The sequence below is a fragment of the Bacillus sp. SD088 genome, from assembly GCF_017355205.1.
Lineage (GTDB): Bacteria > Bacillota > Bacilli > Bacillales > Bacillaceae_C > Lederbergia.
In genome coordinates this window covers 45,309-57,294 of sequence record NZ_JADIJK010000031.1, presented here as the reverse complement: position 1 = coordinate 57,294, position 11,986 = coordinate 45,309, and the positions used below count along the sequence as shown (strand labels likewise).

Here is an 11,986-nt window from a genome sequence, read left to right as displayed (position 1 = left end):
GACACCCTCGTGAAGAGGGTGTCTTTTTTGATTTAGGCTTAGTCATTAACCCATTATTGAATCGCTGCCTTCCCTAAGGTAACGTTCAATCAGAAAAGGTCCTTTTGTTTCCGTTATATCTAAGAAATCCCTAATAAAGGGGAAATCATCATTTGGAGTCGTCTTAATCAGTTCCATCCACCATTCTGTTTCATAACGAGAGATCATACTTAAATTATATAAAATTAAGTAGTGAATAAGCAGATCAGGCAAAAAGGTAAGTTCATGAATCGTGCTAGGCAACCAAAGTGATTCTTTCTCAATATGGTAGCGGAAAGGTGGGGTATTACCTATGCATTGATTAAATGTCATATGTCCTTCCGCATCATTTCCCCACTGTATATGTTTCTTACATTTATAAGTTAAGTACTCCTTCATACGCTGTCCATCCATATGATAAGAGTTCAATAACTCGGTTGGTAAAAGATAGGAATGATTATTTTCTTTAGGTAATTCAAACATATTAGCCTCTCCTTTGAAGAAGGAAAAACTCTCTTCCAATTCCACTATAAGCTTTAGCAGCTCTCCCATTTTAAATTTATCCCCTTCAAGGTGTTTCACGTGAAACATCCGTTCTGAAAAATAGGTGCATAAACCATTTTTTTGAACTTTCACTTCATCATCAAAAAACTTGTAATCCTTCTTTTTCCTCTTTCTGGTAGAAACTCCATGTGCAAGAACTGCCGTTGTATGGGGATAATAAGGATCAATGCTCAACAAACAAGCTTTTATTAAATGGATAAGACCATAATAAAGGAGAATCGGCCGGATTGATAATGTTGTTATTGATGCTTGCTCGTAAAAGGCTTCCCCTTGTTCAAGATAATAAATGAACGAGTAACAATTATCATATGCTTTTGCGGAGGCTTCCTCTATCTTTAGCATTTTGTATCGTTCGGATAAATAACTTCTTGCCTGAGTAGCAGAATGAAATTGTTGAATACGTTTCCATGTTAACTGTTTGCTATTCAAAGTATCATCTCCAAATAATTTGAAAAATGGAACATCTGGTGTATTTCTTGACAGTCATATAAGCAATTGATAACCTACTAATAATATTTTGGGGCAGGAGGCAGGAAAATATGTGGGAATCTAAATTTTCTAAACAAGGTTTAACTTTTGATGATGTCCTATTAGTACCAGCAAAATCTGAGGTTTTACCGAAAGAGGTCAATTTATCGGTTGAATTAACGAGTACTTTAAAATTAAATATTCCTGTAATTAGTGCAGGAATGGATACGGTCACTGAATCGAAAATGGCAATTTCAATGGCACGTCAAGGCGGATTAGGCATCATTCATAAAAATATGAGCATTGAGGCCCAAGCCGAGAGGGTTGATAAGGTAAAGCGTTCTGAGAGTGGTGTTATTAAAGATCCCTTTTTTTTAACGCCGGATCACCAAGTCTTTGATGCTGAGCATTTAATGGCAAAATATCGTATTTCAGGTGTTCCAATCGTAAATGACGAAAAGGAAAGAGTGTTGGTAGGAATCATTACCAATCGTGATATGCGCTTTATTCAAGACTTCTCTGTTCCAATTATCGATGTGATGACGAAAGATAACCTTGTAACTGCTCCAGTTGGGACATCACTTGAAGAAGCAGAAAATATATTACAGCAACATCGAATTGAAAAATTACCATTAGTAGATGATAAAGGTGTTTTGCAAGGGCTAATTACGATAAAAGATATCGAAAAAGTCATTGAATTCCCTAACTCAGCAAAAGATAGTCAAGGTCGTTTATTAGTTGGTGCAGCCGTTGGGGTTACGACCGATACAATAAAACGAGTTGAGATGCTTGTCCAGTCTCAAGTCGATGTAATTGTTATTGATACGGCACATGGTCATTCAGAGGGTGTTTTAAGAACGATTAAAGAGATTAGAGAGGAATACCCTGACTTAAACATCATCGCAGGTAATGTGGCCACAGCTGAAGCCACAGCGGCCTTATTTGATGCAGGTGCAGATGTCGTCAAGGTTGGAATTGGGCCAGGTTCAATTTGTACAACTAGAGTTGTTGCTGGTGTCGGAGTTCCACAAATTACGGCTGTTTATGATTGTGCTACAGAAGCAAGAAAAAGAGGAAAGGCCATTATCGCGGATGGTGGTATTAAATATTCAGGAGATATTGCAAAAGCTCTAGCTGCAGGAGGACATGCAGTTATGTTAGGAAGTATGCTGGCTGGAACTTCTGAAAGCCCTGGAGAGACTGAAATTTTCCAAGGGCGTCGCTTTAAAGTATATCGTGGCATGGGATCTGAAGGAGCAATGGAAAAAGGATCAAGTGATCGCTATTTCCAAGAAGATGCGAAGAAATTTGTACCTGAAGGAATTGAAGGCCGCGTTCCTTATAAAGGACCACTTGCAGATACAATTTATCAACTAGTAGGTGGTTTACGTTCTGGAATGGGATATTGTGGTGCACCAGACCTTCAACATTTCAGGGAAAATGCTCAATTTATTCGAATGACAGGTGCTGGTTTACGTGAAAGCCATCCACATGATGTTCAAATAACGAAAGAGTCATCTAATTATTCTCTTTCTTAATAATAAAAGGGCAGGACATTCCATTTTTATAGGAGTCCTGTCTTTTTTATTATTAAGGAACTATAAAATTCTTGGCATATGGATAACTAGCTTATCTTGCAGTTGGTGTCTAGCTCCAGCGCCCAGCGACTAGCAAACTTTCAGCTTCTGTTTGCGTAAGTCAACATCGGCTCATGCTTCGCCGTGTATCCTTTATCTCGTCAGAAGCTTAAAAAGTTTGTACGTCGCTAAACGGGCGCTTGCGCTTTTGTTCTTTGCTAAAATATCACAGTTTTGTAGGCGTCATAATTTTCCTACTAAATTATGTTCAAATATGATAAAATGACAAAGGTGTACATAAAAGGTTGGAGGGCTTACATGTGAAAAGAAAACGGACCAAAAGAACGATTATTTTTTCTTTGATTCTTGCTATGATGTTTAGTTTATTACAATTACCAGGTCAGGCATATGCAAAAGATGAATTAGATATCCATGCAGATGCGGCCATTATTATAGAACCAACCACTGGAAAAATACTATATGCAAAAAATGAAGATGAGTCGCTAGGAATTGCCTCTATGACAAAAATGATGAGTGAATACCTTTTGTTTGAAGCTATTCAGGAGAAGAAGATTACTTGGGATCAAGAACAAATCATTAGTGCTTATGCCCATGAAGTCTCCATTGATGCTCAATTGTCCAATGTTGGCTTGAACGAAGGAAAACCATACACCATTCAAGAATTGTATGAGGCTATGGCCATTTACTCTGCAAATGGAGCAACAATTGCGATTGCCGAAGCCATTGCTGGCTCGGAAGAAAAATTCGTCGATATGATGAATGAAAAGGCAGAGGAATTAGGATTAGAAGATTATTACTTTGTAAATTCAACAGGTCTTAATAATAAAGATTTAAAAGGCAAACATCCTCAGGGAGAAGCTGATGATGAAAATTTAATGTCAGCAAGATCGACAGCAGCACTAGCTGCTAAGTTAATGAAAGATTTTCCAGAAGTACTTGATACAACTAGTGTTGCAAAGAAGGAATTTAGAGATTTACCCGGAGAAATGAAAAACTGGAATAAAATGCTTCCAGGTTTAGAATTTGAATATGAAGGTGTCGATGGACTTAAAACAGGGACAACAGATTTAGCTGGACGCTGTTTTACTGGTACAGCTACTCGTGGGGATTTTCGCGTTGTTACTGTTGTAATGAATGCAAAGGATGATAATGGAGTAAGCAGTGACTATGGTAGATTTGGACAAACACAGAAAATGATGGAGTACGCTTTTGCTAATTTCTCTATGAAGGAGATTTTCCCGAAAGGCTATGAAATTAAAGGCCATAAATCTCTAGGGGTTGAAAAAGGGAAGGAAAAGAGTGTAAAGATCCAAACAGAAGAACCATTGAGTACGGTTGTGAAAAAGGGAGAAGAAGATGCGTATAATCCCGTCTTTAAGCTAGATAAGGATAAGGTAAATAAAGATGAGGAATTAACGGCTCCTATTAAGAAAAATGAACAAGTTGGTACATTAGCAGCTGAACCCAAAAGTGAATCGGATTATGGATATTTGACGAAAGGGTTTGAACCCACTGTAAAAGTTATCACCACGAACGAAGTTGAGAAAGCTAATTGGTTTGTACTAATGATGCGTAGTGTAGGTGTTTTCTTCTCAGGCTTATGGACAAGCGTATCAGATACGGTTAAAGGATGGTTTTAATAAGTATAGAAATAGCTTCCCTGTATTGACAGGGAAGTGTCTTTATAGTTAACTAAATAGTAGAATTAATCCGATAGATATGATCAGATAAAAGCGAAGGGGATATATAAATGAGAACAGGAACCGATCGAGTAAAACGTGGTATGGCAGAAATGCAAAAGGGCGGCGTCATTATGGATGTTGTCAACGCAGAACAGGCAAAATTAGCTGAGGAGGCAGGAGCAGTCGCAGTTATGGCTCTTGAACGTGTTCCTTCTGATATTCGTGCAGCGGGCGGTGTTGCACGGATGGCGGATCCAACGATTGTGGAAGAAGTGATGAACGCTGTATCAATCCCAGTGATGGCAAAGGCTAGAATTGGCCATATTGTCGAGGCTAGAGTATTGGAAGCGATGGGTGTTGATTATATAGATGAAAGTGAAGTTTTGACGCCAGCTGACGAAGAGTTCCATTTAAACAAGAAGGAATATACTGTTCCTTTTGTATGTGGTTGTCGTGATCTAGGTGAAGCAACTAGACGCATTGGGGAAGGTGCTTCAATGCTTCGTACAAAAGGAGAGCCGGGAACTGGGAATATTGTCGAGGCGGTTCGTCATATTCGTAAAGTGAACGCCCAAGTACGTAGAGTAGTGGCAATGAATGAAGATGAACTTATGACAGAGGCAAAATTACTAGGTGCACCATATGAGCTTTTATTGGAAATTAAGCAAAATGGTCGTCTTCCGGTTGTAAACTTTGCAGCAGGCGGTGTTGCAACACCTGCTGATGCAGCATTAATGATGGAACTTGGAGCGGATGGAGTGTTCGTTGGCTCTGGTATTTTTAAATCAGAAAATCCTGCTAAATTCGCCCGTGCAATCGTAGAAGCAACAACCCATTATAAAGATTATGGAAAAATTGCTGAACTATCAAAAGATCTTGGTATTGCGATGAAAGGGATTGAAATCTCAACCTTAACACCTGAAAATCGTATGCAAGAGCGCGGGTGGTAAAATGTTAAAAGTAGGAATCCTTGGATTACAAGGAGCTGTTCGCGAACATGCTCAGGCTGTAAAGAACTGTGGCGCAGAAGCAATTGAAGTAAAATCAACGGAGCAGTTAGAACAGCTGGATGGTCTTATTCTTCCCGGGGGGGAAAGTACTACGATGCGTCGCCTGCTTGATAAGTATGGATTTATGGAACCATTAAGGGCATTTGCGCGTGCAGGAAAGCCCATTTTTGGAACATGTGCCGGTTTGATTTTATTAGCGAAACGTCTTTCTGATAAAGAAGACGCTCATTTACAACTAATGGATATAACGGTCGAAAGAAATTCCTTTGGCCGGCAAAAGGACAGTTTTGAAGCGGAAATAGCAATTGCTGGTGTAGCGGAGAATACAATGACAGCTGTTTTTATCCGTGCTCCTCATATAACAGAAGCTGGAGAAAATGTAGAGGTCTTGGCAAAATATGAGGAAAGAATTGTAGCGGTTAGGGAAGGTCCTTTTCTAGGCTGCTCTTTTCATCCTGAACTTACAGAGGACAACCGCTTAACCGCATATTTTTTGCAAATGGTCGAAGAATATAAAAATAATGAAAGCAAAATTTGCAATTAATCCTTGCTTATAGTATAGTATGAGCAAATTTATATGGTCATGGCGTTGAAAGGAAATAGTAGTAAAGATTATGTATCTTTAGAGAATCGATGGTTGGTGAGAATCGATGGTACGACTTTATGAATCCATCCTTGAGCAAAATGCTGAACATTGAAGTGAGTAGGCATTTTCGGTTTGAACCGTTATCGATGAAGTGGAAAGTTATATATACTTTCAATTTGGGTGGCAACGCGGGTAACTCTCGTCCCTTTCAGGGGATGAGGGTTTTTTTAATGTTGAAAAGGAGGAATGACGAAATGTTAGATATGAAATACTTACGCGAGCATTTTCCTGAAATTAAAGCGAAATTGAAGCACAGAGGAGAAGATTTAACAGATTTAGATCAGTTTGAGGCACTGGACCAAAAAAGAAGAGAGACTATTATACGAGTAGAACAGCTGAAAAGTAAGCGAAATGAAGTATCCCAGCAAATTGCAAAAATGAAAAGGGAAAAACAGAATGCTGATGAGGTTATTTTAGAAATGCGTCAAGTTGGTGATGAAATCAAAGGGCTTGATCAGACTTTACGAGAAGTAGAGGAAAAGTTAGGGGATTTGCTGTTATCTATTCCAAACATTCCACATGAAAGTGTACCAGTGGGAGAAACAGAGGATGATAATGTGGATATTCGCCAATGGGGAGATATCCGTTCTTTCGACTTTGAACCACAACCCCATTGGGATATCGCCGATCAGCTTGGTATTCTGGATTTTGAAAGAGCCGCTAAAGTGACGGGCAGCCGATTTGTCTATTATAAAGGAATGGGTGCAAAGTTAGAACGCGCCTTGATTAGCTTTATGATGGATCTACACTCGGAAGAGCATGGCTATGAAGAGATGCTACCTCCTTATATGGTGAATCGTACGAGTATGACAGGAACAGGACAATTACCGAAGTTTGAAGAGGATGCCTTTTTAATTGAAAGCGAAGATTACTTCCTTATCCCGACTGCCGAAGTTCCTGTAACTAACTATCATCGCGATGAAATTTTGGATGGAAGTCAGCTCCCTTTAAATTATGTGGCTTATAGTGCTTGTTTTCGCTCTGAAGCTGGATCTGCCGGTCGGGATACGAGGGGATTAATACGTCAACATCAATTTAATAAAGTGGAATTAGTTAAATTTGTGAAACCTGAGGATTCTTATCAAGAATTAGAAATTCTCACAGGTCATGCAGAAAAGGTACTGCAGTTGCTTAAACTTCCTTATCGTGTCTTAAGCATGTGTACGGCTGATTTAGGATTTACAGCAGCGAAAAAATATGATTTAGAAGTTTGGTTACCAAGCTATAACACATATCGAGAGATCTCTTCTTGTTCTAACTTTGAAGCCTTCCAAGCAAGAAGGGCAAATATCCGCTTTAGACCGGAATCAGGTGCGAAGCCGCAACACGTGCATACTCTAAATGGTTCAGGACTTGCGATTGGGCGTACTGTTGCAGCTATTTTGGAGAATTATCAACAGGAAGATGGTACTGTTATTATTCCAGAAGTATTACGACCTTATATGAGAAATAGAGAAGTGATTAAATAACATTTAAACAGTCGTATATAAAACATTCCCGCTAGGTAGATACAAGCCTATCTAGCAGGAATGTCTTCTCATGACTTTACAGTACTAAATATAATGGTTGACTTTAACTTGCGAACTTGATAAAATATTTCTTGTCGTAACGGAGGAATACCCAAGTCCGGCTGAAGGGATCGGTCTTGAAAACCGACAGGCGGGTTAAACCGCGCGGGGGTTCGAATCCCTCTTCCTCCGCCATACATGCATAAATTGGAGATCAGAAGCCTATTCTTATTGGAGCAGGTTTCTTTTTTTATCATAGAATTGAGTTGCATCACTATTTTTTCACAACATGGAAGTTATCTGTAATTAGTAACCAGTTTTGTGGGAAAGAAAGGCCAAGTTTCCAATAGCTTACTCCCCTTAGACCTAATTCCTTTACTAAGTTAAATTTAGCTTGAATGGAGCGGGCATCTTCAAACCAAACTTCATGTCTTTTTCCCTCTTGATCGACATAATGAAAAAAGGGTGCTTGTGCTGTTTCATTGTATTGAATAGCCACTCCCTGTTCCGCTGCGATCTGAATAGCCTGCTGAGGGCTAATAGCCTTTGCTGTGGTCCCTTGAACAAATGGAAGCGTCCAATCGTACCCATATAGATTTTGTCCCATGAATATTTTTTCAGCGGGTATTTCCGATATCGCATAGTTTAATACAGTGCGCACAGAATTAATGGGGGAGACGGCCATAGCTGGACCACCGCTATATCCCCATTCGTAGGTCATAATCACAACATAATCAACAATTTCACCATGGGCCTTATAATCATGAGCTTCATACCATTCCCCTTGTTGAGTGGCACTTGTCTTCGGGGCAAGAGCTGTAGAAATCATAATTCCTTCTTGATGGAGCCGATCTCTAGCGATCCTCAAAAATTCGTTATAGGCTTCCCGATCTCGAGGATAAAGGCGTTCTAAATCAAAATGTACATCACCAAAGCCAATTCGCTTTGCTTCCTGGATAATATTATTCAGAAAGGTTTCTCGGACAGATGAATTCGTTAAAAGGGTGTGACCGAGTTCTGAGCTAAATTGTCCTTCTGCTTGATTCGCAATCACCATGACAAGCGTGTTTTGATTGGCCTCAGCGATCGCAGGAAATTGATTTAGCAGTGGAGCAGTTAAGGATCCATCTGCATTCGCTAAATAAGCAAAGGGTGATAGATAGGTTAGGTAGGGGGCCGCTTGTCGTGCACTATTTTCTAGTGCTTCTGATACTGTGTTGCCGGATGGTTCTACATAAGCATTGAATTCGCGATTTGTTTTTGGTCCTTGTGGGATATACAAGCGCATCCCAATTTGTAGTACTTGGTTAACTGGAATTCCATTAATTCTTGCGAGCTCTTGAAAGGAAAGCCCAAATTTTTGGCTAATAGAATAAAGACTGTCTCCTTGCTGGACCCAATAAAATTGTCCGTAAATTGGGATAACCAAGGCTTGGCCGATGACTAAATTATTTGGATTAGGCAGTTCATTTGCTTCAGCAATGATATTCGGATTAAGATCATAGCGAGAAGCAATCAAGCTTAACGTTTGATTGGCCTCTACAACATGAATTTGCATGATATGTCCTCCTACTATATTAAGGATCAAAGGCTAGACTGCAACATGCCACTTTGGTAGGTCGGACAGACCTCACCTGTACGAAAATATCCTGTTTGTCGCATGCCTTTGTGACCTGCATTTTGCAGGCATAATGTTGTACTATTCTATGTGGCGATATTGGCTAATAGACATAAAAGAAGGAGTAATTTTATGGATAAGCAAAGTGAAACATATATGTGGCAAGCAATCCAAGAGGCGAAAAAGGCTAGAGATATGAATGAAGTCCCCATTGGAGCTGTAATTGTATTAGATCAAAAGGTCATTGCAACCGCACATAATGTAAGAGAGTCATCGCAAAATGCTGTCGCCCATGCAGAACTACTCGCCATTGAAAAGGCATGTGAAAAATTAGGGACATGGCGATTAGAAGAAGCGGAGCTATATGTTACACTGGAGCCTTGTCCTATGTGTAGCGGTGCCATTTTATTGTCTCGGATTAGGAAGGTGATCTACGGTGCGCCTGATCCCAAGGCCGGCTGTGCAGGAACGCTTATGAATTTACTTGAGGATGAACGATTTAATCACCAATGTGAAGTAGTTTCAGGAGTATTAGCAGAGCCTTGTGGCCAACTATTAACAGATTTTTTTCGAGAGATTCGGGAGCGGAGAAAGATTGAAAAGCGGAGTGGAATAGAAAAGAAGCAGAACGTTGAAACGCCGCGGGAAATAGAGACTACTGATTAAACAAACAAATAAAATTATTGAAATGGAAAACCTCGCCATTGATTTCTATTTTGAAAGATTGTATACTTAATCATATCGTACTAGACGGGGAAGTAGCGGAGCCTTGTAACCCGCAATCCGCTCCAGCGGGGTTGAATTCCTTCTAGAGGCTGCTTGTACTGTAGGGCCTGCCTTAAGTAAGTGGTGTGGACACTTGGGTCCCGCGCAATGAGAATCCATGAACCATGTCAGGTCCGGAAGGAAGCAGCATTAAGTGGAAGCTCTCATGTGCCGCGGGGTTGCCTGGGTCGAGCTAACTGCTTGAGTAACGCCTATGGTACACAGTCGAAGGAAGGTGTACGACTTCATTTCGATCATAACAACATCCATTCACTTTTTAACAGTGAGTGGATTTTTTGTTTTCAAAACATGAAACCATTCTTCGATTTAATCGTATGTAATAGAAGAGAACTATGAAGAAAATCGTGTTAGGAATGATAATATGAATCGAAAAATCCTTTCCAGTTTAATCGTTTTTCTTATCTTGTTATTTCCGATTAAAGTGGGAGCCGTCGACTTCTCTGTTCCCAATGTCATGATTGATGCCCATTTACAGAAAAATGGAGATGTACATGTACAAGAAAAACATACTTATCAATTTAAAGGTAAATTTAACGGCATTACCCGGGAAATATATCCAAAAAAGGGTGCGGAAATAACGGATTTTATAGCGAAAGAAGACGAAAAAACGCTAAAAGTGGAAAAAGACCATGAGTTATATAAGATTCATCGAAAGGGTAATAAGGAATCAGTTGAGATCACCTTAGATTATGTGATTAACAATAGTGTAGACAAATATGAAGATGTAGCAGAATTTTATTGGCCATTTTTCGACCAACGAAATGAAACAGATTATGGAAATATGCAAATCACTATTCATCCACCCAGTGCGACAGAGGATGTTATTGCCTTTGGTTATGACCAGGCCTTTAACAAACAAAGTATCCAAACGAATGGAATTGTCGAATATTCTTTGGGGGATGTTCCATCAGGGGAAAATGGCGATATAAGAGTCGCATACTCATCCAATTTATTTGCAGAAATGGCGATGACCTCATCAAAGGAAATGAAGGAATCTCTAATACAGGAAAAGGAAAATTTAGAACATAAAGCAGAGATATTTGCAGAGAATAAGGAAAGATTCGCCTCTGCTTCCAAATTAATGCTCCCGTTTTTCCTTCTTTTATTTGTTGTTTTATTCGGATGGGAGTATATTAGCAAGAAAAGGAAAAGCAGCTTAGTTAGGGAAGCATTAAAAAGAAATCAACCCATTATTCCTGATGAGAAGATGAGTATGCCCGCCACAATATACTATACACTTGATATGGCAGCCGTTCATGTTCCAGCTGCCTTGCTTGATTTGGTGCGAAAAGGGTTTGTCGAACAGCGGTCAGAGAGCGAATTTAGAAGAATTCATGCTGATGCTGAGTATGAACATGAAAGAATTTTACTGACATGGCTGTTTGATGAACTAGGTGAAAATAATGATTTTAATATAGAAAATCTTGAAGACTTCATTAAAGAAGAAAAAAATCTTCCAGCTTATCATAAACGTCTTACGGAGTGGAGAGCAGCCATAAAAAAAGAAGTAAAAGAGGCAGGGGTGCGTGAAAAGAAACCTATTTATCGGTCAATCTTTGGAGTCCTTTCTGTCGTGTTATTAGGCGTATGGATTGCAGCTGTCTACTATGAGGGGATCCCGATGTTTCTAACAGCCTTTATATTATTTTTGGTTGCCGGTTTTACAGCGATTTTTTATCGCCCTCTTTCAAGCAAAGGACTTTATATTAAAGAGGAATGGACACGATTGTTAAATAGGCTAAACAAAATAAAAAGTGCTGATTGGCAAAAAACGTCAGATGATGATCGGATGAGGGTGATGGTTTTTGGAGCCAATGGAAAGTATGCAAAGGCAGGAAAAATGCAACAATGGCAAGAAGAATTACAAAATGTTGATTCCTCTTCCATGAGTTATTCTTACTTTACTGTCCCAATGCTATATGGTGCCTTTTTCCAAGCTGATCAAAAGTATACCGACTATAGCCAAAGTTCTTCAGGAGGCTCTGTCGGTGGCGGAACTGGCGGTGGTGTTGGCGGCGGAGGCGGTGGTTCAGGCGCCTTTTAATAGAAGTGGAGCAACGATTAGGAAGTGGTCCCATCCATAAGGTT

General features: G+C 39.7%; 9 protein-coding genes, 1 tRNA gene, 1 other RNA gene and 1 other annotated feature. Of the genes, 9 read left to right on the top strand and 2 right to left on the bottom strand.

The window, feature by feature from the left end:
- Window positions 1-45: 45 nt before the first annotated feature.
- Window positions 46-1,011 (bottom strand): YaaC family protein, encoded by a 966-nt coding sequence (locus IPU53_RS21295; RefSeq protein ID WP_207453014.1) that lies wholly within the window; start codon window positions 1,009-1,011, stop codon window positions 46-48.
- A 110-nt stretch (window positions 1,012-1,121) separates the two neighbouring features.
- On the opposite strand from IPU53_RS21295, the gene guaB reads away from it, so the two are divergent.
- The 6 genes from guaB (at window position 1,122) to IPU53_RS21265 (ending at window position 7,689) form a co-directional block, all read left to right on the top strand.
- Window positions 1,122-2,588, top strand: coding sequence for an IMP dehydrogenase (guaB, locus tag IPU53_RS21290; protein WP_207453013.1), 1,467 nt, complete (start codon window positions 1,122-1,124; stop codon window positions 2,586-2,588).
- Window positions 2,589-2,998: 410 nt separating this feature from the next.
- Window positions 2,999-4,288, top strand: coding sequence for a serine hydrolase (locus tag IPU53_RS21285; RefSeq protein ID WP_242698483.1), 1,290 nt, complete (start codon window positions 2,999-3,001; stop codon window positions 4,286-4,288).
- Between the two features lie 110 nt (window positions 4,289-4,398).
- Window positions 4,399-5,280, top strand: a complete 882-nt coding sequence (gene pdxS / locus IPU53_RS21280) for a pyridoxal 5'-phosphate synthase lyase subunit PdxS (protein WP_207453011.1) — start codon at window positions 4,399-4,401, stop codon at window positions 5,278-5,280.
- Between the two features lies 1 nt (window position 5,281).
- The gene (gene pdxT / locus IPU53_RS21275) at window positions 5,282-5,884 is read left to right on the top strand and encodes a pyridoxal 5'-phosphate synthase glutaminase subunit PdxT (RefSeq protein ID WP_207453010.1); all 603 of its coding nucleotides are present in this window, start codon (window positions 5,282-5,284) and stop codon (window positions 5,882-5,884) included.
- A 36-nt stretch (window positions 5,885-5,920) separates the two neighbouring features.
- Window positions 5,921-6,136, top strand: a binding site (T-box leader).
- A gap of 44 nt (window positions 6,137-6,180) precedes the next feature.
- Window positions 6,181-7,455 (top strand): serine--tRNA ligase, encoded by a 1,275-nt coding sequence (gene serS / locus IPU53_RS21270; protein WP_207453009.1) that lies wholly within the window; start codon window positions 6,181-6,183, stop codon window positions 7,453-7,455.
- A gap of 141 nt (window positions 7,456-7,596) precedes the next feature.
- A tRNA-Ser gene (locus IPU53_RS21265) sits at window positions 7,597-7,689 on the top strand.
- A gap of 79 nt (window positions 7,690-7,768) precedes the next feature.
- On the opposite strand, the gene IPU53_RS21260 is transcribed toward IPU53_RS21265, so the two are convergent.
- The gene (locus IPU53_RS21260) at window positions 7,769-9,052 is read right to left on the bottom strand and encodes a glycoside hydrolase family 18 protein (RefSeq protein ID WP_207453008.1); all 1,284 of its coding nucleotides are present in this window, start codon (window positions 9,050-9,052) and stop codon (window positions 7,769-7,771) included.
- Between the two features lie 192 nt (window positions 9,053-9,244).
- Between IPU53_RS21260 and tadA the strand changes: the two genes are divergently transcribed.
- From tadA to IPU53_RS21245, 3 genes are all read left to right on the top strand, one after another.
- Window positions 9,245-9,778: a tRNA adenosine(34) deaminase TadA gene (tadA, locus tag IPU53_RS21255; protein WP_207453007.1), complete on the top strand. Its 534-nt coding sequence runs from the start codon at window positions 9,245-9,247 to the stop codon at window positions 9,776-9,778.
- 75 nt (window positions 9,779-9,853) lie between these two features.
- An RNA gene (ffs, locus tag IPU53_RS21250) (signal recognition particle sRNA large type) lies at window positions 9,854-10,120 on the top strand.
- Window positions 10,121-10,259: 139 nt separating this feature from the next.
- Window positions 10,260-11,942, top strand: coding sequence for a DUF2207 domain-containing protein (locus IPU53_RS21245; protein ID WP_207453006.1), 1,683 nt, complete (start codon window positions 10,260-10,262; stop codon window positions 11,940-11,942).
- Window positions 11,943-11,986: the final 44 nt, after the last annotated feature.

Excerpts from the sequence above, each read along its gene's own strand:
- pdxT (WP_207453010.1), top strand. The coding sequence starts at position 5,282 with ATGTTAAAAGTAGGAATCCTTGGATTACAAGGAGCTGTTCGCGAACAT.
- pdxS (WP_207453011.1), top strand. The coding sequence starts at position 4,399 with ATGAGAACAGGAACCGATCGAGTAAAACGTGGTATGGCAGAAATGCAA.
- IPU53_RS21245 (WP_207453006.1), top strand. The coding sequence starts at position 10,260 with ATGAATCGAAAAATCCTTTCCAGTTTAATCGTTTTTCTTATCTTGTTA.
- tadA (WP_207453007.1), top strand. The coding sequence starts at position 9,245 with ATGGATAAGCAAAGTGAAACATATATGTGGCAAGCAATCCAAGAGGCG.
- IPU53_RS21285 (WP_242698483.1), top strand. The coding sequence starts at position 2,999 with ATGATGTTTAGTTTATTACAATTACCAGGTCAGGCATATGCAAAAGAT.
- IPU53_RS21260 (WP_207453008.1), bottom strand. The coding sequence starts at position 9,052 with ATGCAAATTCATGTTGTAGAGGCCAATCAAACGTTAAGCTTGATTGCT.
- guaB (WP_207453013.1), top strand. The coding sequence starts at position 1,122 with ATGTGGGAATCTAAATTTTCTAAACAAGGTTTAACTTTTGATGATGTC.
- serS (WP_207453009.1), top strand. The coding sequence starts at position 6,181 with ATGTTAGATATGAAATACTTACGCGAGCATTTTCCTGAAATTAAAGCG.